Source organism: Archangium gephyra (assembly GCF_042230915.1).
GTDB lineage: Bacteria > Myxococcota > Myxococcia > Myxococcales > Myxococcaceae > Archangium > Archangium gephyra_B.
The window spans coordinates 2,620,146-2,645,995 of sequence record NZ_CP102578.1; the positions used below are offsets into that span (position 1 = coordinate 2,620,146).

Sequence of the window (25,850 nt, forward strand, 5' to 3'; positions counted from 1 at the left end):
AGCGTGTCTGCTCGATGAGCCGCACCGCCGCGTGGCGCGCCATCCTATCCATGGCTCCGGGTGGGCAGAGGGCGGAAGACAACGCCGTCCAGGCCGAGGCGCTTGCAGGCGTCGGCGAAGCGCTCGGTGCAGACGATGACGGAGGAGTACTCCTCCAGCCGGAACAGGTCCAGGTGGCTGGGAAGGGTGGAGGCGTCCAGCAGGAGGTCATCAGGCCGGCGGGTGCCGTCGCGGCCGCAACGAGGGCAGGGCGGTTTGCGGCTCGCGGGCAGGCAGTCCGGGTGCAGGCGCCCCATGGGGAGGATTTCCAGTTCGAGCAACTCGGGTGATGCGCGTTGTCGGAAGCGTAGGAGGGGGGGACACCCCTTGAGGCCTCGCAGACCCTCGGCTTTGAGCTTCTCCAATGCCGCTCGCTGCACCATCAGCACCCAGGGAACGGGAGAGACGAACTGACCGAATCGGCCCTGGGCCTTGCCCACGATGGGACCAAACCTCGTTCCGGGCTTGAGTACGGCTCCTGGAGGCAGCAGGGGACGTACCAGCGCGCGCAGTCTTTCATACTCGTCCACGGGCTCGGGCCGGGCTGTCTCGAAGTCGGCCAGGGAGGCCACTGGAGTCAGGTCCACTGAGGGGTACGTTTGGGAGGTGGCACTCCAGGTGGCCTTACACGCAGGGCAGATGATGCCCGGAAGCATCCATCTGTGCGAACCATCGATGTAGCCCGTGTAACCCGCGGCCCTGTCCTCTTCGACTCTGAAATAACGCATGTGTGGGCGTCTTGCCTGTTTCAGCCGCAGTAGTATGAAACGAGCGAGCCATTCAGGTAGAACCGGTTCATGAGCTCGAACGCAAACCTCCAGATGTCTTCCTGGGAGGTGTTCTCGGTGCTCTGGCTCACGAACTGCCGCCAGGCCTCATTCCATTGGCCTCCCCTGGGTCCACCACTATGCAGCCAGGAGTGGAAACTCTTGGGGAGGCGCATGGTGAAGGCGTGAATGTTGATGCCCCTTTCTTTGAACCATTCGGCCAGGAATTTCTCCTGCGGAAAGATGTGATGCTTTTCGAGGGGCTCCCGAGAGGGGATGCAAGGAAGCCGCAGAGCCTTGGGCGCGTACTGGCCTCGGATGTTCCAGTTGTGCCAGGGAATTTCAAAGACGGGTTCCGTGCCGACGGGCGCCGCCAGCGGGCGTCCCCACCAGCGGATGGGATTGCCCGGTGGCCGGAGTGTCAGGGTTCCCTTCGCCAGGATGACGGGGTGGGGCTCCACCTCCACCAACTCCTGGCAACGCCAGACGGCACAGCCCGCCTCGTCACACAACGGCACCACGCAGCTTGGGTCCTCGCGGGCTTCCTCCCACGAGACCACTGCGTCCAGCGGCTCGTCGTCCTCGCGTGCGGTGGGCGCTGAGGTGACGCAGGCGCTCAGCAGCACACCGAGGAGCGCCCACCCCTTCATGGAAGCCGGAAGGCTCATGTCTTCGAGGCGACTGCCTCAGGCCATGGGCGCGGTGGTGCTCACCTGCGGCTCTTGCACCTTGGGCTTGCGCAGCACTGCGGCCGCCACGCCGCTCAAGCCAATCAGTCCCACGATGTTGGGGAACACCTGCAAGCCATTCATCAGGTCTCCCCAGGCCCAGATGGTCTCCACCTTGCCGATGGCGCCGAAGACGACCAGGCCACAGTAGATCCACCGGTAGGGTTTGGTGATGCGCAGGCCGAAGGCGTACTCGAGGAACTGCTCGCCGTAGTACGCCCAGCCGATCAGCGTGGTGTAGCCGAAGAGGAAGGCGCAGAAGGCCACCACCCACCCGCCCACCGTGGGAATCGCCGTGTTGAAGGCCTGGGCCACCACCGCAGTGCTCGTGAGCCCGGACGTCCACGCGCCGCTCGCGAGAATCACCAGCGCGCTGATGGTCGAGGTGACGCACGAGACGATGAACACCTCCATCACCGCCTGGAGCCCCTGCTTCACCGGTGCATCCGTCTGGGCCGTGCCGTACGCCACCGCCGCCGTGCCGTACCCCGCCTCGTTGGCGTAGATGCCCCGGGCGAGCCCGTAACGCATGGCCGTCATCATCCCCACTCCGAGCGCACCCCCTCCGACGGCCTGCGTGGAGAACGCCTCGCGCAGGATGAGCGCGAACACCGCCGGCAGCTGCGCGGCGTGCGTGAGGATGACGATGAGCCCTCCGGCCAGGTACAGCCCCACCTTCAGCGGCGCGAGCTTCTCGGCCGCCCGGCCGATGCTCTTCACGCCGCCAATCACCACCAGCCACGTGAGCACCGCGAGGCCCAGGCCCGAGTACAGCGGGGGAATGGCGAACTGGCTCTGCATCACCACCGCGATGGAGTTGGGCTGGGTGAAGGGCGTCGTCGTGAGCGCGGCCACGCCGGCGATGACCGCGTAGAGCCAGGCGAGCTTCGGCGAGCCGAGCCCGTCCTTCAGGTAGTGCATCGGGCCCGCCGACAGCCGGTCTCCGTTCACCTTGCGGTACTGGATGCCCAGCACGGCCTCGCAGAACTTGATGCTCGTGGCGAAGAAGCCGTACACCCAGATCCAGAACAGCGCGCCCGGCCCACCGCTCACGATGGCCGTGGCCACGCCCGCGATGTTGCCCGTGCCAATCGACGCTCCGAGCGCCGTCATGAAGGCCTGGAAGGGGCTCAGCGTTCCCGCGCCGCTCGCCCGCGCCGGCACCATGGCCCGCAGCCCCTCCCGGAAGTGCGTCACCTGGACGAACCGCAGCCGCACCGTCAGGAACACACCAGTTCCCAACAAGAGGGCCATCGTCCAGGGGCCCCAGACGGCATTACTGGCTACGTCGATCGCGTTGCGGATGGGTTCGGGCAGCATGGGTTCCCGTCATAATCCCATCCGCGCCTCCTGGGCACCCACCGGATTGAAGAGAGGATCATCGTGACCGCCCCCGCCACACCCCAGGCGCTCTTCGCCCTCTGGGCCGACGTCCGCCTCCAGGGCCTTCCGCCCCCCGCGCTCGTCCGCCACTCCCACGTGCAGTCGCAGCTCCGCCGTCTCCACCAGTCGGCGTCCTACCTCTTCCAGGTGGAAGAGGTAGGACGCTCCGTGGAAGGGCGCGCGCTGCACCTCGTCCGCGTGGGCTCCGGCCCCCGCCACCTCCTCCTCTGGTCCCAGATGCACGGGGACGAGCCCACCGCCACCACGGCCCTGTTGGACCTCTTCGAGTACCTCCGCCTCCACCGCGCGCACCCCCGGGTGGCCCGGCTGCTCTCCGCCCTCACCCTGCACGCCGTGCCCATGCTCAACCCCGACGGCGCCGAGCGCTTCCAGCGGCGCAACGCGCAGGGCATCGACGTCAACCGGGACGCCCTGGCGCTCCAGACGCCCGAGGGCCGCACCCTCAAGGCGCTCCGCGACAGGCTCCAGCCGTCGCTCGGCTTCAACCTGCACAACCAGAGCTGGCGCACGGCGGTGGGGGATGGCTCGCGCCGGTCCGCCTCCATCTCCCTGCTCGCTCCGCCCTTCGACGCATCGCGTAGCGACAATCCCGGCCGGGTGCTCGCCAAGCGGGTGTGCGCCGTCATCCGGGACGCGCTCGAGCCGCTCGCGCCCGGGCAGATCGGCCGCTACGACGACTCCTTCGAGGTCCGCGCCTTCGGTGACAACCTGGTGCGCTGGGGCACCCCCACCGTGCTCATCGAGACCGGCCCGTGGCCCTCGGCCGAGCCCGACGAGCCGCTGCTCCGGCTCAACTTCGTGGCCCTGGTGTCCGCCCTGGAGGCCCTCTCCACCGGCGCGGTGGAGCACGCGGACCTCGAGCGCTACGAGTCCATTCCCCTCAATGACAGCAAGGGCATGCTGCACCTCGTCATCCGGGGCGCGCATGTCTTCGGCGAGGCGGGGGATGCCTTCGTCGCGGACGTGGGCGTGGCCGCGGCCCAGGCGGTGCGCACCCGAGAGGGCACCGCCTCCGTGGTGCTCGCGGGCTCCATCGAGGAGCTGGGAGATCTGCGCGTCTACGGGGCTGTGGAGGAGGTGGACGGCACCGGGCTCACCGCCGTGCCGCTGCCCTCGGGGAGCGTGAGGGTAGGGGACTCGCTGCCCCTGCCGGCCCGGAGCGAGTGCTCGCTGCGGGTGGGCCTGCCCGCGGAGCTGATGCTGCTGCGGCCGGTGGATCCCGCGGGCCATTACCGCGTGGAACGAATCCTTCGCTACGAGCGTTGAATTCCCAAGTTTCGAAAATGTGACTAAGGTGCGACCCACTTCCCAGGAGGGGTCAGCATCTTGTCTTCGCACGTTCGACTTGCTCGCGCGTGGTGTGTCCTGCTGTTGCTCGCAGGGTCCAGCGCATGGGCCCAGGGCACCGCGGTCATCACCGGCAAAATCATCAACTCGGCCGACAAGAAGCCACTGCAGGACGCAGTGGTGACGGCCACGTCTCCGGCCCTCCAGGGCGAGCAGACGGTGGTCTCCGACGCCAGCGGCCAGTACCGGATTCCGCAGCTGCCCTCGGGCAACTACACCATCCGCGTGGAAGCCCAGGGCTTCCGCCCCTACTCGCGCGGTGACATCCAGCTGCGCCTCGACCGCACCATCCGCTTCAACGTGGAGCTGCTGCCCGAGGGCGGTCTGACCGAGGAGATCTCCGTCACCGCCGCGCCGCCGACGGTGGACGTGGGCTCGAGCGCGTCGAGCCTGAACATCGACGCCAACATCCTGAAGAACCTGGCGGTGAGCCGCCCCGGTGGCAAGGGCTCGGCGTCGCGCTCCTTCGAGTCGCTGGCCGAGATGGCGCCCGGCGCGCAGGAGGACACCTACGGCGTGAGCATCAACGGTGGCACCTCGCCGGAGAACCAGTTCGTGGTGGATGGCCTGTCGGTGAACGACCCGGCCGTGGGCACCATCGGCACGCCTCTCTCGGTGGAGTTCGTCAAGGAGGTCAACGTCATCACCGGTGGCTACATGCCCGAGTACGGCCGCTCCACGGGCGGCGTGATGAACGTGGTCACCAAGTCCGGCTCCAACGAGTTCCACGGCTCCGTGTTCGGCAACGTGGCCCCGGGCGTCCTGCAGACGGGCGGGCCGGAGATCGTCCAGGTGGGAAGCACCATCTCCGCCAAGGGCACGCCGTGGAACCAGGGGGACTTCGGCTTCGAGCTGGGTGGCCCCATCCTCAAGGACAAGCTCTGGTTCTACGCCGGCATGGCGCCCTCGTTCACCCGCATCCAGGTGGCGCGCCAGCTCAACACCCTGAGCACCTGCACCGAGCGCAACCTCGAGGAGGGCTGCTTGAACGTCGGGGCCCAGAAGGCCACGCCCATCGAGAGCACCCAGGTGAACCGCTTCGCGGATGACCGGACCATCCAGTACATCGGCAAGCTCACCTACCTCTTCAACCCGGACCACAACCTGTCGCTGACGGTGTACGGCACGCCCAACTGGTCGGGCGGCGCGGGCCGCTACTCCTTCAGCCGCGATGGCGCCCCCGAGGTGTGCAGCGGGCTGTCCTGCACCGCGTTCGTCCAGGGCTCCTACGATTCCATCGCCACCCGCCGCACGGGCGGCGCGCTGGACATCGTCGCCAAGCAGTCCTCCTCCTTCTTCAACAAGTCGCTGCTCATCGACGCGACGGCCGGCTGGCACCACCAGGACGCCTCCATCCTCCCCTCGGATGGCTCGCAGCTCGGTGGGACGGGCCTGGCCTCGCTCCCCCGCATCACCTGGCGGCGCTCGAGCAACCCCGGCTACCACCCCATCACCGACTTCGAGAGCATCCCCGACCCGTCCGTGTGCACGGTGGATCCCACCTCGGGCGCGACGAACTGCCCCGTCACCTCGTACACGTCCGGTGGGCCCGGCACCATCAGCGTGTCGGAGCTGGACCGCTATCAGGCCAAGGTGCTGGGCACGTACCTGGTCGAGGCGCTCGGCCACCACGTCGTCAAGGCCGGTGTCGATGCCGAGGGCGCCAGCTTCTACAACAACCGCGCGCGCACCGGCCTGGCGCCCTGGCGTGAGTGCACGGACGGCAGGTGCTTCGAGAGCCGCACCCAGTACGGCTATCTCGATGGGCCGGACCAGCCCGTCTTCCTGGCCAGCAAGGAGGGCACGTCCACCTCGTTGACGGTCGGCGGCTTCGTCCAGGACAGCTGGTCCATCCTGGACAAGGTCACGGTCAACGCGGGCGTGCGCTACGACACGCAGACCATCTGGGGCCTGGACGGCAAGATGGGCCTGAACCTGCCCCAGCAGTGGTCGCCCCGCCTGGGCGTCATCTACGACTTCACCCAGCAGGGCCGCTCGAAGCTCTTCGTCAACTACGCGCGCTTCTACGAGAACATCCCGCTGGACATGGCGGACCTGTCCTTCCCGCAGCAGCAACTGCTGGCGGCCACCTACAACGCGCCCTGCGACCCGAGGGATCCGGCCGACCACCTGCCCGGCGGCGACTGCACCCTGGCCGCCAACCGGCGCACGCGCGGTGGTCCGGAGAGCTCCAACCAGCAGTGGGTGTCCGAGGGTGGCGATCGCGTGCCGGTGGACCCGAACATCCGCGCCCAGTCCAGCGACGAGTTCGTCCTGGGTGGCGAGTACGAGCTGCTGCTCGGGCGCGTGGGCCTCACCTACACCAAGCGCTACCTCAACGACGTCATCGAGGACATGAGCCGCGACAACGGCCGCACCTTCTTCCTGGGCAACCCGGGCAAGGGCTACTCGACAGACTTCCCCGAGGCGCGCCGCGACTACGACGCGGTGAACGCCTACTACACCAAGGCCTTCTCGGACGGGTGGCTGGCCCAGGTCAGCTACACCTGGTCCACGCTGCGCGGCAACTACTCGGGCCTCTTCCGCGCGGACACCGGTCAGTTGTCGCCCAACCTGACGCGCGACTTCGATCTGCTGTCGCTGACCACCAACCGCGACGGCCCGCTGCCCGGTGACCGCACGCACGCCTTGAAGGTCTTCGGCGCCAAGGAGTTCCAGCTGACCAAGGGCACGAGCCTCAACGTGGGCGGTGGTTACCGGACACGCTCGGGCGCGCCGCTCAACTACCTGGGCTTCCACCCCCAGTACAGCGGCTCGGAGACGTTCATCCTGCCGCGTGGCAGCGCGGGCCGGCTCCCCTGGGTGCACAACGTGGACGGCCACATCGGCATCAACCAGCGGCTGTCCGGCAACTACACGCTCAGCCTCACCCTGGACCTCTTCAACGTCTTCAACTTCCAGGAGGTGACGGACGTGGACCAGACCTTCGCCTCCGCCGAGGTCAAGCCCATCGAGCTCAACGGCAAGGCGGCGGACGTGGATAGCTGCCTGACGCCGGACAACCCCGCCTGCCGCGTCTATCTCGCCAGCAGCTCGGATGCGGACCCCATCGCGATCAACGATTCCACGCGCAATTCGAAGATCACCGCGAACTACAACCCCAACCTCAACCCCAACTTCAGGCGCCCGATCGCCTACCAGGCGCCGCGCTCCATCCGCTTCGGCCTGAAGCTGAGCTTCTAGTGCGCGCACCCGGGAGAGACATCATGAACCTTCGACTGATCGGATCGACGGCGGGTGCGGTGCTGCTCGCCTCCAGCCTGGGCGCTTGTGAGGCCCAACAGCAGGACCCGCAGTGCATGGTGGGCAAGGGGGCCTTCGCCACCGTCTACACGCTCAAGGCCGGGCAGGACCCGGCCGCCGCGTGCGCCCAGCTCAAGCCGGAGCGGGTGGGCCTGGAGAAATACTTCAACCAGGATCCCAACGGGCCGGCCACGGTGGGAATGCGGGCCATTACGGTCGGCAACCTGGTGGCGGAGACCACGGCGACGGCGCCCAAGACGCAGTTGGATCCGGACGCGCCCTTCGAGCCCAACTCCGTGGGCGCGCTGACGACGGACGCCCCGGGCGAGGACAACTTCTGCGAGGTGCCCACGCTCAACCCGACGCAGGTGGTGACGCGCTCCATCGCCGCGGGGGGCTCGGACCGGAACCTCTCCTACGAGTGGTCCAACCTGCGCATCTACAACACGCCGCAGATTCCCGGGACGCAGTTCACCGCGGAGCTGCGCTACATCGACAACGGCTGCACCGCCGAGTACACGGTCAAGGGCATCTGGCCGGTGGTGAGCTGCGCGACCGGCGGGAAGCCGGATGACTCCAAGTGCGACCCGAACCCGGATCCGTCCGTGGGCCGGGTGCGCGGCTCGGGCATCAACCCCATCTTCCCGGTGAAGTGCGATCCGGTGGCGCTCTTCTGCGTGCTCACCGGCGAAGTGCCGTCCGACAAGCCCTGAGGCTTGCGTCAGGGCCTCCGCGTCCCCGCCCAGCCGGTGGGGGCGCGGAGGGGCTGTCAGGGGAGCCGGGGGGGGCTCGCCTTTTCATGTGGGATGGTGTAGGGTGTGTGTCGCCATGCACGCCTACGCCATCGAGCTGTCGAAGGAACTGGGCCTCAAGCCCGAGCAGGTGGACCGGACCCTCGCCCTGAGCGAGGACGGGGCAACCGTCCCCTTCATCGCCCGCTACCGCAAGGAGGCCACCGGCGGCCTCGACGAGGTTCAAATCCAGGCCATCCTGGACTGGGCCGCCGAGCGCGCCGAGCTGGACTCGCGGCGGGAAACCATCCTGCGCACCATCGAGGGGCAGGGGAAGCTCACCCCGGAGCTGGCCCAGGCGCTCCAGCGGGCCAAGACGCGCACGGAGCTGGAGGACCTGTACCTCCCCTACAAGCCCAAGCGGCGCACCCGCGCGGCCATCGCCCGGGAGCGGGGCCTGGAGCCGCTCGCGGACCTGCTCTGGAAGCAGGAGGCGGGGAAGAAGGACGACGTGGCCGCCCGCGCGCGCGCCTTCGTCGACGCGGGCAAGGAGGTGCCGGACCTGGAGACGGCGCTCGCCGGGGCGCGGGACATCTGCGCCGAGCGCGTGGCCGATGACGCCGGCCTGCGCCGCACCGCCCGCGAGATGTGCGTGCAGAAGGGCCGCCTGCGCTCGGCCGTCGTCGCCAAGAAGAAGGGCGAGGCCACCAAGTTCGACAACTACGCGGACCACGAGGAGGACCTGTCCAAGGCCCCCTCGCACCGGATCCTAGCGCTGCTGCGCGGCGAGGCCGAGGAGGTGCTGCGCATCCAGCTGGCCCTCCCGGATGACGAGGTGAAGGGGACGCTGTCCTCGCACGTGGTGACCCGGCCCCAGTCGCCCTTCGCCCCCGAGCTGCGCGCCGCGGTGGAGGACTCGTGGGAGCGGCTCATGGGCCCCTCGCTGGAGTCCGAGCTGCGCAACGAGCTCAAGGAGCGCGCGGACCGCGAGGCCATCACCGTCTTCGGGCAGAACCTGCGCCACCTGCTGCTCGGCGCGCCCGCGGGCAGCCGCCCCGTGCTCGCGTTGGACCCGGGCCTGCGCACCGGCATCAAGGCCGCCATGCTGGATGGCACCGGCAAGCTGGTGGACACCGCCACGCTCTACTCCGAGAAGAGCGGCAGTGAGCGCGCGGCCGCCGCCAAGCAGTGCGGGGCCATCATCCTCAAGCACAAGCCCGAGCTCATCGCCGTGGGCAACGGCACCGGCAGCCGCGAGGCGGAGACCTTCGTGCGCGAGGTGCTCAAGGCGCTCGGCTCCCAGGTGCCCGTGGTGTCCGTGAGCGAGCAGGGCGCCTCCATCTACTCGGCCTCCGAGGTGGCCCGCGACGAGTTCCCCGACCTGGACGTGTCGCTGCGCGGCGCGGTGTCCATCGGCCGCCGGCTGCAGGATCCGCTCGCCGAGCTGGTGAAGATCGACCCCAAGAGCATCGGCGTGGGGCAGTACCAGCACGACGTGGACCAGGGCCTGCTCAAGAAGAAGCTGGGCGAGGTGGTGGACTCGTGCGTCAACGCGGTGGGCGTGGACGTCAACACCGCGTCGCCGCAGTTGCTGGAGCACGTGTCCGGCATCGGCCCCACGCTGGCCAAGAAGATCGTCTCGCACCGCGCCGCCAAGGGCCGCTTCACCACGCGCCGCGAGATCCTCAAGGTGAGCGGGCTGGGCCCGAAGACGTTCGAGCAGGCCGCCGGCTTCCTGCGCGTCCATGGCCCCGAGCCGCTCGACGCGAGCGCCGTGCACCCCGAGCGCTACGGCGTCGTGGAGCGCATGGCGAAGGACCTGGGCGTGGACGTGAAGCAGCTGGTGGGCAACGCCGCGCTGGTGCGGAAGATCGACCCCAAGCGCTACCTGGGGCCGGACCTGGGCGAGCTGACGCTCAAGGACATCCTCGCCGAGCTGGAGAAGCCCAGCCGGGATCCGCGCGGCGACTTCACCGCGCCCTCCTACCGCGAGGACTTGCAGAAGCTGGAGGACGTGAAGGAGGGGATGGTGCTCCAGGGCGTCGTCACCAACGTCACCGCCTTCGGGGCCTTCGTCGACGTGGGCGTGCACCAGGACGGGCTCGTCCACGTGTCCCAGCTCTCCACCCGCTTCATCAAGGACCCCAGCGAGGCGGCGAAGGTGGGCGACCGGTTGACCGTGAAGGTGTTGAGCGTGGACCTCGTCCGCAAGCGCCTCGCACTGTCCGTGCGCGCCGTCACCGAGGGGACCTCGGCGGCATCCGTTGGGGCCCCACGTTCCTCCGGGAGCGAGGCGCGGCCCTCGGGGGGCTCCTCGCGTCCCGCGCCCGCCCCGGCGGCCAGCAAGCAGGGAAGCGGCAAGGCGCCGGCACCGGCCGCGCAGAAGCCCTCGGCCGAGCCCTTCAACAACCCCTTCCGCAATCTCAAGCGCTGAGAGCGCGCGCCCGGACACCAGGCGTCCTCGCCACGCGTTCGTGACGAGCCCAGCACCCGTGCCCCCAAGGGGGCCGGGCGCGTATATTCTGGCCTCCCAGGATTTCCGGGTGCGCCATGAAACGACTGCTGCCAGGAGTGTTCGGCCTCGCGCTGCTGTGCTGCGGCGTGGCCGGGGCACAGCCGAAGGAGCCCATCGTCCTGGCGCTGCACGCGGACATGAGCTCCGGCTCGGCGTTGGCGGGCGAGGCCCTCCGCCGTGGCGCGCTCCTGGCCATCTCGGAGCTCAACGCCCAGGGCGGCCTGCTGGGCGGCCGGAAGCTGGAGCTGGTGGTGAGGGACCACCACGGCGTGCCCGCGCGGGCCACGGAGCAGTTGCCGGAGCTCGCGAGCATGCCCCATCTGGTGGCCATCCTCTCGGGGCTGCACAGCCCTCCGATCATCCAGAACCTGGGCTTCATCCATGAGCACCAGCTCATCGTCCTGAGCCCCTGGGCGGCGGCCACCGGCGTGGTCCACCACGAGCGGGTGCCCAACTACACCTTCCGGGTCTCCGTCGACGACGCGCGGGTGGGCGAGTTCCTGGTCGCGCGGGCGCTGGCGCGGGGACACGGGCGGCTCGCCGTCATCCTGGAGAAGACCGCCTGGGGCCGGAGCAACGAGAAGGCCATCACCGAGGCCCTGGCCCGGCGCCAGCTGGCACCCGTGTCCGTGCAGTGGTTCAACTGGGCCGATGCGGACATGGAGGTCCAGCTGGCCGCGATGGAGCGGGCGGGCGCCGACGCCCTCCTCCTGGTGGCCAATGCGCCCGAGGGGGCCGCCATCGTGAGGACCCTGGCGCGCCGGCCTCCGGGCAGGCGGCTGCCCATCTATGCGCACTCGGGCATCATCGGAGGCGACTTCGTGCGCCAGGCGGGGGAGGCCCTCTCCGCGGTGGACCTGCGCGTGGTGCAGACGTTCTCCTTCGTCGGCAACCGGAGCGCGCGAGCCAGGGCGGCCGCCGCGAAGTACCACGCGTTGTTCGGCACCCGCTCCGAGGAGGACATCTTCAGCGCGTCGGGGACGGCTCAGGCCCATGACGCCGTCTGGCTGCTCGCGCTCGCCATCCAGAAGGCCAGGTCCACCGAGCGCGCCCGGGTGCGCGACGCGCTGGAACGGCTGGGCCCCTACCAGGGACTGGTGCGCACCTATCAGCCAGCCTTCACCCGCTCCAATCACGAGGCGCTGAGCCCCTCGGACTTCAACCTGGCCATCTTCAACCCTCGCGGCGTGCTGGTGCCCGCCCAGCCGTAGGAACACCCGTGAACCTCCTCCGGAGCTTCCAAGGCAAGCTCCTCCTCTTCTTCCTGCTCATCGACGTGGTCATGGTGGGCGCCCTCGTGGCCACCGTGTCGCGCGGAGCGCACTGGGCGCTCGAGACGGCGAACCGGGATCATCTGCTCGAGCTGGCCCGCTTCGCCTCGGATGGCATCGACGAGCAGCTCCAGCTGCGGTGGACCGCGGCGCACTCGCTCGCCTCCAACCCGTTCATGACCAACAGCGTCATCGATACGCTGGGCCGGAGCGACTACCTCGAGCCCCTGATGCAGCGGTTGAGCCTGCCCGGCGAGAGCGACCTCTGGTTGCTGGACTTCATGGGGCGCGTCATCGCCCGCAACGGCCGCAGCGAGCGTGTCGGCTCCTTCGAGCAGGCGCCCTGGTGGCCGAAGGTGCGCGATGGCGAGCCCCAGGCCCTGGTCGTCTCCGAGGAGGGGGGGCCGCGCGTGCTCTTCGCCTTCCCCGTCGTCTACCAGAAGCACACCGAGGGGGCCCTGGTCGCCCGGTTCGACCTGTCCTTCGTGGGGGGCGGTGCCGCGCGCCAGGGGCTCGGGGTGGTGCTGCTGGATGGGGAGCGGCCACTGACCGGCCAGCTGCCCGAGCGGGTGATTGGCGAGCTGAAGGCGTTGTCCTCCGGGCCGCGCCCGCACGACACGGCGCTCATCGACGGGATGTTCTACCTGGTGGTCCCGGTGGAGGGCTTCGCGCGGGAGCATGGCTTCGGCTGGTCCCTGGTCCTCTCCGTGCCCGCCGAGCGCATCTCCGGCCCGGTGGAGGTGCTGCGCCAGCGGATGATCCAGGGCGGTGTGGTGACGGCCGCGCTGTTGATCCTGCTGATCATCTGGCGCACCCGGCTGCTGATGCGCCCGCTCCAGCAGCTCCAGGTCTCCATGCGGCGCATCATCGACGGGGGAGACCTGAACGAGCGCATCGAGGTCCGCGCCGGGGACGAGCTGGGCGCCATCGCCGGCACCTTCAACCTGATGCTCGAGCGGCTCGCCCACCGCGGCGCCGAGCTGGAGCGCTCACGGGAGCACCTCTCGCTGCTGGCGCAGATCACCTCCAGCTCGCCCAACGCCGTCCTCATGGTGGGCAGGGAGGGGTGGATCCTCGTGTGCAACGAGGCGGCGGAGAGGCTCTTCGGGTGGCCGCGGATGGAGATGCTGGGGATGCCCTTCCTGGAGCGGGTGGTGCCCGAGCAGTCGCGCGAGCTCGTCACCGGGCTGCTGGCCCGCGCGGGGGGCGGCGAGTCCGTGGAGGCCGAGCTCTCGCTCGTCACGCGGCACGCGGGAGCCATCCCCGTGCAGCTTTCCCTGTCGCGCGTGCTCGACGCGGCGGGGGCGGTGCTGGGGCACGTCTGCATCGCGAGGGACCTGCGCGAGGTGCAGCGGCTGCGCGAGTCGCTGGTGCAGTCGGAGAAGATGGCGGCGGTGGGCACGCTCGTGGCCGGCCTGTCGCACGAGCTCAACAACCCGCTGGGCATCATCCTCGGCTTCGCGCAGGCGCAGTTGATGAGGCCTTCGCTGGACGAGACGTCGCGCACGGCGTTCACGCTCATCGAGACGCACACCCAGCGCTGTGCCCGGCTGGTGCGCACGCTGCTGGACTTCTCGCGCAGGAGCGGCCCCTCGCGCGAGCGCATCGAGGTGGGGCGCATGCTCGAGCGCGTGCAGGAGCTGGCCAGTGGCCAGGCCCAGCGCGCCCAGGTGCAGCTGAAGATCATCGAATCCCCGGCGGACCTGCCCGGGCTGGAGGCCAACGTGCCGGAGATGGAGTCCGCGTTGCTGAACCTGGTGGGCAACGCGCTGGATGCGACTCAGCCGGGAGGGACGGTGTCCATCGGGGCGCACCCCTCTCCGGCACGCGACGGCATGGTGCTGTTCGTGACGGACACCGGGAGCGGCATGTCTCCGGACGTGCGCCAGCGCATCTTCGATCCCTTCTTCACCACCAAGCCCGTGGGAGAGGGGACGGGCCTGGGCCTGTCCATCACCCGCAGCATCGTCGAGTCGCACGGTGGCCGCATCGACGTGGAGACGGCCCCCGGGGCCGGTACCACGATGCGGCTGTGGTTCCCGGTGGCGCCGGTGCTCCCCACGGAGGTCTCCGCGTGAGTTCCCCCATGCCTGAGCAGATCCTCGTCGTGGACGATGAGCGGGACATGCGCCTGCTGCTGCGCTACCAGCTGGAGCAGGAGGGCTACGCCGTCACCGAGGCGTCCGACGGCAAGGCCGCCCTGAAGCTCCTGAGGGAGTGCTCGCCCGGTCTGATCATCACCGACGTGCGCATGCCCTTCATGAGCGGGCTGGAGCTGCTGCGCGAGGTCAAACAGGTGCTGCCGGCCACCGAGGTCATCGTCGCCACCGGCTATGCCGAGGTGGAGACGGCCATCGAGTGCATGCGGGCCGGTGCGTTCGATCTCATCCGCAAGCCGTTCAACATCCGGGAGATGTACGCGTGCGTCACGCGGGCGCTCGACCGCTACCGGCTCAACGCCTCGGCGGACCTGGTGCGGGCCAGCCAGTCCTTCTTCGAGACGAACGAGTTCGATCGGATTCCCCAGGCCATCGTGGAGGGGAGCCGGACGCTGATGGCGGCGGACGCGGTGGTGCTGCTGATGCAGGACGTGCAGGGGCGGCTGCAGGTGGCACACGCGTGCGGCCTGTCCTCCGAGGACGAGGGGGGCCTGCTGCGCGAGCTGGGCGAGCGGGTGGTGCAGGCGCTGCCCTCGGACAGGACGCCAGCCCTGGCGGCTCCGGGCCTGGAGGACCGGCGGCTCGGCTCGCTGCAGGCGCTGGGCAAGGGGACCTCGGTCATCTTCCATCCCCTGGCGGTGGGGGCGCGGGTGCTGGGCGTGCTGGGCCTGCTGCGCAGGGAAGGGCTGCGCATGTTCGGCAAGCGGGAGGTGGATCGCGCGGCGATGCTGGCGAGCCATGTGGTGCTCGCGCTGGAGAACGGGCGGCTGGCGTGCCAGCTCGCGTCCTCGGAGCGGCTGGCGACGCTGGGACAGGTGGCGGCCGGCATCGGACATGAGATCAACAACCCGGCGGCCTACGTCATCAGCAACCTGGGCTACATCCAGGAGCAGGTGGTGGCGTTGCGCCAGGGCGAGCCGGTGGACCTCGAGGAGCTGGAGCAGGCCGTGCTGGACGCGCGCGAGGGAGCGCTGCGCATCAGCGACATCGTCCGGGACATGCGCTCGCTGGCGAAGACGGACGAGGAGGCCGGAGGGTGGTTCGAGCTCAACGAGGCCATCCGCTCGGCATTGCGCATCGCCCAGATGGAGACGATGCGGCAGGCGAGCGTGCAGACGGAGCTGCCCGGGGGCCTGGAGGTGAGGGGGAGCCCGGGGCCCGTCTCGCAGGTCTTCGTCAACCTGCTCGTCAACGCGGCGCAGGCGCTGGAGGCGGGGGCAGGGCCGCGCAAGGAGATCCGCGTCACGGCCCGCCGCGAGGCGGACATGGCCGTCATCGAGGTCAGCGACACGGGGCCTGGCATCCCGTCCGAGGTGCTGTCGCGGCTCTTCCAGCCCTTCTTCACCACGAAGGGCTCGACGGGGACGGGACTGGGACTGTCCATCAGCCGGAACATCGTGCGGAGGCTGGGGGGGGACCTCGCCGTGCGCAGCGTGCCGGGGGATGGGACTGTGTTCACCGTTTCATTGCCGGCGCGTCCGGTGGTGGAGGACGGACAGGTTCCGGTGGTGCCGTCGCGTTCAGCGGGTTAATGCTGGCGCATGAACTTCCGGCATCTCGGTAGCAGCGGTCTGATGGTCAGCGAGATCTCCTACGGGAATTGGCTGACCCATGGCTCCCAGGTCGAAGAGGCGGCGGCGCTCTCGTGCGTCCGCGCCGCCCTCGACGAGGGCATCACCACCTTCGACACCGCGGACGTCTACGCCGCCACGCGCGCCGAGGAGGTGCTCGGCCGCGCGCTCCAGGGCCAGCGCCGCGAGGGGCTGGAGATCTTCACCAAGGTGTACTGGCCGACCGGCCCGGGTCCCAATGACCGGGGCCTGTCGCGCAAGCACATCCTGGAGTCCATCAACGGCTCGCTGCGGCGGCTGAAGACGGACTACGTGGACCTGTACCAGGCGCACCGCTACGACACGGAGACGCCGCTCGAGGAGACGATGCGGGCCTTCGCGGACGTGGTCCGCCAGGGCAAGGCGCTCTACATCGGGGTGTCCGAGTGGACGGCGGACCAGCTTCGCTCGGGCGTGGCGATGGCGAGGGAGATGGGCTTCCAGCTCATCTCCAGCCAGCCGCAGTATTCGATGCTGTGGCGGGTCATCGAGGGCGAGGTGGTGCCGACGTCCCAGGAGCTGGGGGTGGGGCAGATCGTCTGGTCGCCGATCGCGCAGGGCGTGCTGACGGGCAAGTACAAGCCCGGGCAGAAGCCGCCGGAGGGAAGCCGGGCCACGGACGAGAAGGGCGGCTCGCGGTTCATCCAGCGCTTCATGACGGACGACGTGTTGACGCGCGTGCAGCAGTTGAAGCCGGTGGCGGATGGGGTGGGGCTGTCGCTGGCGCAGCTGGCGGTGGCGTGGGTGCTGCAGAACCCGAACGTGGCCTCGGCGATCATCGGCGCGTCGCGGCCCGAGCAGGTGAAGGAGAACGTGAAGGCGGCGGGGGTGAAGCTGAGCGGAGACGTGATGCGCCGCATCGATGAGATCCTCGGGCCGGTCGTGGAGCGGGACCCGGCGAGGACGCGTCAGCAGGCCCCGGACAAGCGCCCGTAGCCCCCTCCACCGTCAACCCGTTCACCGTCAACCCGTTCACCGTCAACCCACGGTGCACCCCCTCCCTCGCCCTCCGGGAGAGGGTCGGGGTGAGGGTGCCCGTCACGGTGCTCCAACCCGTGGCCCGGAAGAGGGCCACGGGTTCAATCCGCGGCTCCGCTCAGCGCGTCAGCGGAAGCTGCTCACGCATGCGGTACTGGCGGGTGGGCTTGATGCCCGGCTCGGGCTCGAAGGACGGCTCCGGCTCGGCGTGGAGCTCCGGCGCGAGGCTGGTGGGGGTGGAGAGGATGCTGCTCACCGTGCTCGCGCTGGCGACATCGACGAGGGACTCCATCACGTAGGGCTGCGCGGCGAGGGAGACGCCGGGAGCGACATAGGCGTAGACGGTGATGGCGTACTTCTGTCCGAGCTGCATCACACCCGGAGGCACGTCGACGGACGTCCCGGTCGTGTGGAGCGTACCCACGATGCTCGTGGCCGTCCGCGTCCCGCTCACGTACAGCCGGGTGATGCGGACACGATAGGCCGAGGGGGTGCCCACCAGGGGGGCCTTCCAGGTGAGGCGCGGCGTGAGCGTGGGGAGCATGAGCTCCTGCTGGGCGTTGAACCCGTTCACGGTGAGGTCCCACGGCGGGGTGACGCGCGGGGCAATGGGCCCGGCGATGGCGGTGCTCAGCCGCCGCGTGTCGGACAGGCTGGCGGTGATGCCGCCGGACGTCGTCCCGGGCAGGCGCGTGGGGGTGCTGAAGTTATGGGAGAAGGTGGCCACGGCGCCCCAGCTGAAGGGGTAGGGGTTGCCGTAGGTGACGGTGGTGACGAGGTCGGTGATGCCGGAGAGGCTGGCGAACATCAGGTCGCCCGAGTAGCCGTACCAGGAATCCGAGCTCCAGGGCGTAGGCGAGATGCTGAGCCATTGACTGGTGGGGCGCGACTGCGGGTGCACCTGGACCTGATAGGCCTCGAAGCGCGAGCGCCACCACTCGAAGCCCGCCGTGTACTGGGGCGCCTCCTGGAAGGTGCCGCTCAGGTCAGTGCTCGTGGTGGCACTCATGGTGACGGGGCCCGGGGTGAAGAACCGGTCGATGGTGGTGTAGCTGAAGGTGTCGGTGTCACGGGTGGTGGTGTGGTTGACGTACAGGCGGTCGCCTCGCGACGCGTTCACGAGGAGCCCGCCCGGGGCGACCATCGAGAAGTAGTTCACCGGGAGCATGCTCACGGACGTAGCGCCCGCGGGCACGGGGACATCGGCGTACAGGGTCGCCGCCTCGCCCAGGTTGGAGCTGACGGCATCCCAGCTCGGGTAGCTCTCGTCCGGCTGGGGCTCGAGGTTGGACGCGGAGATCGTCACCGGCACGGAGGCGGCGGTCGCCCGATCGCGGCGGCCAAGGTCATAGCGGTCGAGGTTCACCGTGCGCGAGTCCGACACGACGTAGAGGGAGCCGAGCTGCAGGTAGTAACGGCCGGCGGGGGCGTCGGTGACGCGGAAGGTGCCGTCCGGCGACGTCTGCACCGTGAGCGCGCGCGTGCCGCCATCCTCGAGTGTGAAGGCCTTCAGCTCGGACGCGAGGGGATCCGCGGTCACGGGCTGGGTGAAGTCGCCGATGTCCAGGCGGTAGTGCATCACGCGGCTGCCGCTCACCTCATACGGGTTGCCGCCATCGACACCCCCGTCCGCGACGAGGCTGGTGCCCTCGGGGTAGATGGGGCCACGCCCCTGATTGAAATCATCCGGCTGCCCATCCACGCCGGTACCGCAGCCAGCCAGCGCCAGCGATGACAGCAGGACGGAGAACAACGACCTTTTGAGAGACACGAGGCACCCCTCGGGAGCATGAGTGAAGCTCCCGAGCCTACTACAAGGTGCACGGCTATTCCTCGAAAGGCGATTTATCCGGGGAGAGGACTGTCGATGGGGAAGGGCACCACCTCGGTGCCGAGCCGCTTCGTGCGCGCGAGCAGTTGGTGGAAGCGGTCCGTGCCGTTGCGCGAGTCGAACTTCGCCGCGATGCCCTCTGCTTGCGAGGCGAGCCAGCCCCGCAACGTCCGTACCTCGTACGTGTCTCCGGGCGAGTACAGCGCGAAGGCGCGAGGCAGGGAGAGCACCACCCGCTCGCGTCCTTCCACGAGGGCCCGCTCCATCAGGGCGAACGCGGCCGAGTGGAACGTGAAGCGGTCGCGGTGGCTGGCGTGCTCCAGTGCCCACCCCATGTGCCGCTCGAAGAGCTTCAACCCCCGCTCCACGTTGCTGGTGAGGGTGAGGAACTCCAGGTGCTCCCCCACGGTGGCGAGGAACTCCCGGTTGCGCTGCACCAGGGCATAGCCGCGCTGGTGGTTGTCTCTCGCCTGCTCCAGCCGGCCCAGCTTGAAGAGCGGGTAGAGCACGCTGCCCAGCGTCAGGTGGGGCACCTCCGCGCACGCCCTGCGCCCCTCGAGCAGGGGGCGGGCCTTCTCCAGCACCACGGCGTATTCGCCCCGGTCGAGGTGGTGGTCCAGCTCGTCATCCAGCTCGCAGGCCGGGCAGTCGGTGAGGTGGTCGCGCGGCTCGCGCACCCACTGCGCCCAGAAGTCCTCCGCCACCACGTTTTCGCCCATGTCGCGAGCGGCCTGGTAGCGCAGCTTCAGCACCGCCCGCCGTCCCGCCCCCGCCTTGGCGAAGCACTGCTCCACGTCGTCCAGCGCGCCGGCGATCTGCTTGCGGCTGATGTGGGGGAACTCGTCGAGCCGGCCCACCACCCACTTCTGCTTCCAGAGCAGCGGCTCCGGCGGGTAGCGCACGGGGTCGCGTTGCTGCTGGCCGCGGCACCAGGCGAAGGCCACCAGGGCCCGGTCCGGGAAACCCCCGAAGGTGGCCGCGTCGATGAGCGCGTCCCGCACCTCGAAGGCGAGCGGTACGTCCGCGTGCGCGTCCGCGAGCCGGGCGGCCTCCTCGAGCGCCATCACCTTGGCCTCGCCCGGCTCCAACCTCTCCGCGCGCCCGAGCAGGTTCTTCACCTGCTCGCGCCAGTCCTGCTCCATCAATGCATGCCCCCTGTGCCCTCGTCGTCATCCAGGCGCGCGGAGATGAGGCCGAGCAGCCCCCGGTTCAGCAGGGACATCTCCCGCGCGTTGAGCGGGCGGTGCCCCAGCAGCAGCGCCTGCACGTACAGCATCTCCACCGACAGCTTGAGCTGCGCGGTGTCCCGCACCCGTGCCAGCCGGCGCACCACCGGGTTGCGGAGGTTGAAGCACAGCTGGGGCCGCTCCTCCTCGCGGGACTCGGAGAGCGCTCCCTCCAGCACCGAGGCGTACAGCTCGTCCGTCTCCTCGCGGGCGCGCTCCACGTCGCGGCGGAAGGCCCCGTCGTCCACGTCCCCGTAGAGCGTGGGCACCTCGGGAGGGAGGAACTTCTTGATGCTCACCTCGCAGCGGAACGGCTCCAGCGCCTCGGTGGCCACCTGCCGCAGCCGCGCCACCGTCTGCTGCTCCTCCGCCGTCAGCTCCTCGAAACCCTGGGGCAGCTGGGCCGCGGAGAAGAGCTCCACCTGGGCGTCCGGCAGCACGCGCGGCAGCTTCTCCAGCAGCGCGGTGTCATGCGTGTAGGCGCCGTTGAGGATGCACAGCCCCTGCGCCGCCGCCACGCGCGCCACCTGCCGGAAGGCGTCCAGCGTGTTGACGTAGCGCACCGAGGGGAAGGACTGGCGGTAGTGCCCCAGTGTCATCATCCCCAGCGTCGTCTCGAAGGGCAGCCAGTGGATGACGAGCCGGTAGAAGTCGTCATCGTCCAGCGCGAGCGCCTTCACCGACAGGCCGTGCAGGGCGATGAGCCGCTGCAGGGTGCGCGGGTCGTTGTGGGCCAGGTCCACCAGGTACTGGCGCAGCGACTGGCCGAGCGACTCGCGGGCGCGCGCCAGCGTGGCGTCCTCGTAGAAGGCCTCGCGGCTGGCGGTGGGGCGCAGGCCCTGGGCATTCACCACGCATCTGACGAAGAAGGCCCACTCCGGGAGCAGGTTCTCCGCGCTCTCGGACAGCAGCATGTCCTTGAGATAGACGCGGTGCTTCTGGCGCGCGTTGAAGTGGGGCGAGAAGGGCAGCACGAAGGCCACCCCCTCCACCTGGCCCGCCTCCGCGCGCAGGGGGATGCAGTCCACGAAGTCCTGGCCGAACACCTCGCGCCCGTAGGCCAGCAGCGCCGCACGGCGCTCGGCCGCGCTCTCGTACTCGCGGCGCCAGGGCGGAGGGGCCGGGTTGAGGGGCTCGATGCGGCCGTCCGCGGTGAGGTGGATGGGGAAGGGCAGCAGGCCCCCGTAGTGCACCGCGAGCTGCCGCACCCGCTCCGCGGTGAAGTACTCGGCGGCGTCCGCCCGGGCGACGAGGAAGACCTGGGTGCCCGGCTGCTCCAAGGGGTGCTCGGACGGCCGCACGGCGTAGGTCCCGTCATGCCGGCCCCGCCACTCCATGGTGCGCCCGTCCCCCTTCGCCGAGCGCGTCACCACCAGCAGCTCGTCGCACACCATGAAGCAGGAGAGCAGGCCGATGCCGAACTGGCCGATGAAGTCGTTGCGGCGCGCCTCCAGCGTCTCGCGCTTGGAGCTCTCGCCGATGGTGGCCAGGAAGCGGTGCAGCTCGTCCTCCGTCAGCCCCACGCCGTCGTCGCTGAAGAGCAGGGTGGGCAGGCCACCGTCCTGCTTCTCGATGAGCTCCATCCGCACCGAGCCCGCGTGGACGGGCTCCAGGTGACGCCGGGCCCGGATGGCGTCGGTGGCGTTCTGCAGCAGCTCGCGCACGAACACGCCGGGCGTGCTGTAGAGGTGGTGGGAGAGGAGGTCGATGACTCCTCGGAGGTTGACCTGGAAGCGATGGTCCACGGGCGGCCCAGCCTATAGCGGGTATGCCGCGAGCCGTACGCCCTGACAGGTGCGACTGTCCACCGGACTGTGGACAGCCGCCGGATTTGCCGCTGGACGATTGCCCGCTCGCCGAATATGCGGCCCCTCGACCGCGGGGTGCCCGGGTGGCACCGCGGGGGACCTGTCTCGTTTCGAGGAGGAGGACGCAATGCGCAACAAGCTCATGGCAGTGACGGTGGGAGCGCTCCTGGGGCTGTCTGGCACGGCCGCCGCGCAGCCGCCCGCCGGGAAGGGGCCGGCGAAGAAGGAGGCCGCGGCCACGGCCGGCAAGACGGAGCTCACCTGGTGGGGCCACGCGGCGTTCGTCCTCCGCACCCCCGGCGGCGCCACGCTGGCGATCGACCCGTGGTTCTCCAACCCCAAGGCCCCGCAGGGCGCCCAGTGGCCGGAGCAGGTGGATGCCATCCTCGTCTCGCACGGGCACTTCGACCACGTGGGCGAGACCAAGGCGCTGCAGCAGAAGACGGGCGCCCAGGTGTACGGCTGCTACGAGCTCGTCAACCTCCTGGGCATTCCCCAGGACAGGGCCATGGGCGGCAACGTCGGCGGCAGCTTCAAGGTGAAGGACGTCACCATCCACTTCGTCGAGGCGGTGCACTCCAGCAGCTACGCCGCGGACGAGAAGAGCCCCGCGCAGTACGCGGGCGCTCCCATGGGCTTCGTCATCCAGATCGACAACGGCCCCACCCTGTACCACGCCGGTGACACCGGCCTCTTCGGCGGGATGAGCCAGATCGCCGAGCGCTTCAAGCCCACCTACGCCCTGCTGCCCATCGGCGGTCACTTCACCTTGGACCCGACGGGCGCCGCCCAGGCCGCCCGGCTGCTCGGCAACCCCACGGTGGTGCCCATGCACTACGGCACGTTCCCCCTGCTGGCCGGCACGCCCGACAAGCTGGAGGCGGACCTGAAGAAGGCGAAGAGCGCCGCGAAGGTGAAGCCGCTGGAGATCGGCAAGGCCACCGCGCTGTAGTCCCCGGCCGTCTGGGGCCGCGCGGAAGCACGGTTCCGGACACCCGGACCGGCCCCGCCTCCTCGTGGGGAGGGGCCGTTGGCGCCTTGACGGTAAGTGGGGTATCTCCTGGCGGGCCGCCTGGTGCGGCACCTGGGGTGGAGTTCCGATGGATCTAGGCAAGGCGGGTTGGCTCTCCTCGATGCTCGAGGAGTCGGTCGCGGCCCATGTGCGCGTGCCAGCTCCGTTGGTGCCCCCGGGACTCTCCGAGTCCAGCTCCGGCCGCGCCCGAGCCCGCTCGTACCTGCGGCGGATGCTGCGCGCCAGCGGACTGCTCTACGGCACCCCCGCGGACGGTGGGGCTCCCGCGGAGGGCGCGTCCCCCGAGTCCTCCGGCACGGCCGCTCCCGAGGAGGTGCTCTTCCGCGCGGTGGTGCGGACCTTCGCGCGCATGGCCCTGGACATCGCGGCCCTGGCCGGTGTGCCCCCGGGGCCCCGCCGCGAGCAACTGCTGCTCCTCTTCGCCGTCCTCACCGGCCAGCTCGATGATGCTCAGGCCATCGAGGAGAAGTTGCGCCTGGGGCACGAGGCCCCGAAGCGGCTGTGGGGCCGGGTGGAGGACGCGCTGGAGCGCCGCGCCCTCTCGCTGTCGGGGGATCCGGCGTATGGGCTCGTCCTGCACAACGGGGCGCTCTATGCCGACGCGCACATGTTCGGCCGGCAGGCGCTCGACTACTTTTGCCGCGGCGGGTTGAACCGCGAGATGGCCCGGCGGCGCATCGACTTCGCCGCCCGGCAGAAGGCGCTCCTGGTGGAGGTGCTCACGGGCCTGGCCTGCGTGGACCGGCAGCCGACGTTCTCCGCGCGCCGCGCCATCCTCCGGCAGGTGGAGGACCTGGGGTTGCCGGACGAGCTCGAGAGCGAGCTGCGGAGCGCCGTGCGGCAGTCCTTCGAGCGCCGCCACTCCTTGAGTGCGGCGGTGAAGGACGTGCGCAGCTTGGATCTGCGGCGGTTCATCCTGGAGCAGACGCTGCTGGCGTCGCTGGTGGATGGACGGCGGACGCGGGGCGAGCGGGTCTTCATCGACAAGCTCGCGCGGGCGCTGCGGGTGCCGGAGAGCACGGTGCACCAGCTGGAGCTGGAGGTGGCCGAGTTCTACGCGAAGAACCGCTCGGTGGTGGATGTGTTCACGGTGTCCTCGGCCGCCAATCTGATGGGCGAGGACATGGTGTCCCGCATGCAGAGCACGCTGGAGCGGAACTTCCACCGGCTGATGCAGGAGGTCCGCGAGACGGGCGAGCTGTACCACCTGCTGACCAAGGCCGCGCGAGGGCAGACGCTGACGGCCGACGAGCGCCAGCGGATGCGGGCGCAATTGATTGACGTGGCGAAGGCGATTCCGGCGCTCGCCATCTTCGCGGCGCCGGGAGGGATGTTGTTGCTGGTGGCCCTGGCGAAGGTGCTGCCCTTCAACCTGCTGCCGAGCTCCTTCCAGGATGAGCCCGAGCCCGCGCCCGTACTCCTCGATGCGGAAGACACGGGCGGCGGGGACGAGCCCCCGGTCCGCAAGGTGGGCTGACTCACGTCTTCTGCTGCTGCAGTCTCGCCACCAGCCGCCGCAGGTCCTCGTTCGCCCTCACGTACTCCGTGCTGCTCTTCTCCTCGGAGAGCTGCTTCTCCAGCGTGGGCAGCGCGCTGCGCGCCAGGGCCGCGGCGTCCTTCGCGTCCTCCACCAGCCACTCCGTCCCGAGAATCAGCGCCATCCGCGTGTCCGGGTCCTTCTCCGTCATCCGCGCCAGCAGCGCTCCCACGTGCGCCGCCGCCTTGCCACGCCCCACCTCCAGCGCCGCGCGCGCCACCACGCCCTTGTCCGCGTCCTCCAGCTTCTTCACCCAGCAGCCCGTGTCCGTCCCGCACGCCTTCGCCGCCTCCAGCCGCTTGCCGTGCCGTGCAATCGTCTCCACCCGCTTCTTCCCCAGCGCTTCCGGGTTCCCACACCCCTCACCGCCCAGGGCCTCGCACTCTGCCGCCGTCTTCGCTGGCTCCGCCGCCGCCAGCTTCTCCAGCACCGGCAACTCCCGCGCGTCTCCCAGCATCGTCAGGGCCTCGAGCGCCGCCTCCCGGGCGTACCAGTGCCCCAGGCCCGCCGCCTTCTCCAGCGCCGGTAGCGCGTCCCGCCCGCCCAGCCGCGCCAGCGCGTACGTGTACTCCCCGCGCACCCCCGCATCCGGCTCGGACACCAGCGCCGCCAGGGGCTTCACCGCCGCCGCCGAACGCATCCTCGCCAGCGCATCCGCCGCCCGCGTCCGCACGATGGCTTGGATCCGCGGATCCTCGTGCTTGAACTCGAGCTGCTTCACCAATGCCGCCTCCGCCCGGCGCTCCCGCAGATCTCCCAGCAGCTGCGCCGCCTTGAAGGAATAGCTCGCGGGATTGATGTCGTTGCGCTGTGCCCAGCTCGACAGCTCCGTGTCCTTGCCCTCCAGCACCGCGAGCAGCGCGTCCGACGCCGGCTGGCCCAGCTGGAAGAGCGAGAACGAGCTCTCCACGTAGAAGGACATCCCCCGGCGCTCCTTCGTCAGCATCCGCATCAGCACCGGCACCGCCCGCGCGTCCCCGATACGGCCCAGCGCTTCAATCGCCTTCTTGTTCAGGAAGGGCTCGGCCCCCTCATCCGTGGCCAGCGCCATGAGCGGCTCCACCGCCTCCTTCACGCGCATCTGCCCCAGCGCCTCCACGGCCTCGATGCGCGTGTAGTTGTCCCGAGCCTTCAGCAGCTTCATCAGCACGGGCACGGCCTTGCGGTCGCCAATCTCTCCCAGCGCGGACGCCAGCTCCTTGTTCAACTGGTTGCCGTCCGAGTCCGTCGCGGTCAGGTCCACCGCGTTGCCCAGCGGCTCCACCGAGGCCGGGTTCTTCAAGTCGGCGAGGGCCCGCGCCGCAGCGGCCTTCACCTCGGGCTTCTCGTTCGAGGCGAGCTGCCCGTGCAGGAAGGGCAGGAAGCTCGCGTTGAGGTGGCCCGAGCTGCGCAGCGTCTCCAGCACCCGGGCCTTGTCCTGCGCCCGCCGTGCCTTGCCCAGGGTCTTTTCCCAGTAGTCCGGGGAGGTCGGGTCCACCTTGCACCCGGAGAGAAGGAGCACGAGCGCGAGGCTCGTTGCGGCAAGTAGGCGAGACATGGGACCCCCCAATGGGTTGTAGGCGCTTTCCCTGTAAACCCATCCTGTCGGAAGGAGCAAACCGA

Annotated in this window: 17 protein-coding genes; 10 read left to right on the plus strand and 7 right to left on the minus strand. The window is 69.8% G+C overall.

What is annotated here, in order from left to right:
- Positions 1-44: 44 nt before the first annotated feature.
- From NR798_RS10450 to NR798_RS10460, 3 genes are read right to left on the minus strand one after another with little or no spacing between them, the layout of a single operon-like run.
- Positions 45-767, minus strand: coding sequence for a double-CXXCG motif protein (locus NR798_RS10450; protein WP_375771304.1), 723 nt, complete (start codon positions 765-767; stop codon positions 45-47).
- 20 nt (positions 768-787) lie between these two features.
- Positions 788-1,474 carry a TIGR02269 family lipoprotein gene (locus NR798_RS10455; protein WP_375771305.1) on the minus strand — a complete coding sequence of 229 codons (687 nt, stop codon included), beginning with the start codon at positions 1,472-1,474 and terminating at the stop codon, positions 788-790.
- Between the two features lie 18 nt (positions 1,475-1,492).
- On the minus strand, positions 1,493-2,854 hold the full coding sequence (locus NR798_RS10460; protein ID WP_375771306.1) for an alanine/glycine:cation symporter family protein: 1,362 nt from the start codon (positions 2,852-2,854) through the stop codon (positions 1,493-1,495).
- Positions 2,855-2,917: 63 nt separating this feature from the next.
- On the opposite strand from NR798_RS10460, the gene NR798_RS10465 reads away from it, so the two are divergent.
- The 8 genes from NR798_RS10465 (at position 2,918) to NR798_RS10500 (ending at position 16,771) form a co-directional block, all read left to right on the plus strand.
- On the plus strand, positions 2,918-4,204 hold the full coding sequence (locus NR798_RS10465; RefSeq protein ID WP_375771307.1) for a M14 metallopeptidase family protein: 1,287 nt from the start codon (positions 2,918-2,920) through the stop codon (positions 4,202-4,204).
- A 60-nt stretch (positions 4,205-4,264) separates the two neighbouring features.
- Positions 4,265-7,489, plus strand: coding sequence for a TonB-dependent receptor domain-containing protein (locus NR798_RS10470; RefSeq protein WP_375771308.1), 3,225 nt, complete (start codon positions 4,265-4,267; stop codon positions 7,487-7,489).
- Between the two features lie 23 nt (positions 7,490-7,512).
- Positions 7,513-8,262 carry a hypothetical protein gene (locus tag NR798_RS10475; RefSeq protein WP_375771309.1) on the plus strand — a complete coding sequence of 250 codons (750 nt, stop codon included), beginning with the start codon at positions 7,513-7,515 and terminating at the stop codon, positions 8,260-8,262.
- A 115-nt stretch (positions 8,263-8,377) separates the two neighbouring features.
- A complete protein-coding gene (locus NR798_RS10480) occupies positions 8,378-10,714 on the plus strand; it encodes a Tex family protein (protein WP_375771310.1) in 2,337 nt (778 codons plus the stop codon).
- Positions 10,715-10,830: 116 nt separating this feature from the next.
- Positions 10,831-12,006, plus strand: coding sequence for an ABC transporter substrate-binding protein (locus NR798_RS10485; RefSeq protein WP_375771311.1), 1,176 nt, complete (start codon positions 10,831-10,833; stop codon positions 12,004-12,006).
- Positions 12,007-12,014: 8 nt separating this feature from the next.
- Positions 12,015-14,144, plus strand: a complete 2,130-nt coding sequence (locus NR798_RS10490) for a PAS domain-containing sensor histidine kinase (RefSeq protein ID WP_375771312.1) — start codon at positions 12,015-12,017, stop codon at positions 14,142-14,144.
- An 8-nt stretch (positions 14,145-14,152) separates the two neighbouring features.
- Complete coding sequence (locus NR798_RS10495; RefSeq protein WP_375771313.1) at positions 14,153-15,757, plus strand: response regulator; 1,605 nt, start codon at positions 14,153-14,155, stop codon at positions 15,755-15,757.
- Positions 15,758-15,766: 9 nt separating this feature from the next.
- Positions 15,767-16,771: an aldo/keto reductase family protein gene (locus tag NR798_RS10500; protein WP_375771314.1), complete on the plus strand. Its 1,005-nt coding sequence runs from the start codon at positions 15,767-15,769 to the stop codon at positions 16,769-16,771.
- A gap of 160 nt (positions 16,772-16,931) precedes the next feature.
- Here the strand turns inward: NR798_RS10500 and NR798_RS10505 are convergent, their stop codons facing one another.
- The 3 genes from NR798_RS10505 to NR798_RS10515 all read right to left on the minus strand — a co-directional run bounded on the left by NR798_RS10505 (position 16,932) and on the right by NR798_RS10515 (position 21,615).
- Positions 16,932-18,584 carry a hypothetical protein gene (locus NR798_RS10505; RefSeq protein WP_375771315.1) on the minus strand — a complete coding sequence of 551 codons (1,653 nt, stop codon included), beginning with the start codon at positions 18,582-18,584 and terminating at the stop codon, positions 16,932-16,934.
- Positions 18,585-18,658: 74 nt separating this feature from the next.
- Positions 18,659-19,786: a hypothetical protein gene (locus NR798_RS10510; protein ID WP_375771316.1), complete on the minus strand. Its 1,128-nt coding sequence runs from the start codon at positions 19,784-19,786 to the stop codon at positions 18,659-18,661.
- Positions 19,786-21,615 carry an HSP90 family protein gene (locus NR798_RS10515; protein ID WP_375771317.1) on the minus strand — a complete coding sequence of 610 codons (1,830 nt, stop codon included), beginning with the start codon at positions 21,613-21,615 and terminating at the stop codon, positions 19,786-19,788. Before NR798_RS10515 ends, NR798_RS10510 begins: the two co-directional genes overlap by 1 nt.
- A gap of 190 nt (positions 21,616-21,805) precedes the next feature.
- Between NR798_RS10515 and NR798_RS10520 the strand changes: the two genes are divergently transcribed.
- A complete protein-coding gene (locus tag NR798_RS10520; RefSeq protein WP_375771318.1) occupies positions 21,806-22,630 on the plus strand; it encodes a metal-dependent hydrolase in 825 nt (274 codons plus the stop codon).
- A 148-nt stretch (positions 22,631-22,778) separates the two neighbouring features.
- Positions 22,779-24,188, plus strand: a complete 1,410-nt coding sequence (locus NR798_RS10525) for a hypothetical protein (RefSeq protein ID WP_375771319.1) — start codon at positions 22,779-22,781, stop codon at positions 24,186-24,188.
- A 1-nt stretch (position 24,189) separates the two neighbouring features.
- On the opposite strand, the gene NR798_RS10530 is transcribed toward NR798_RS10525, so the two are convergent.
- Positions 24,190-25,785, minus strand: a complete 1,596-nt coding sequence (locus NR798_RS10530) for a HEAT repeat domain-containing protein (protein WP_375771320.1) — start codon at positions 25,783-25,785, stop codon at positions 24,190-24,192.
- Between the last annotated feature and the right edge of the window lie 65 nt (positions 25,786-25,850).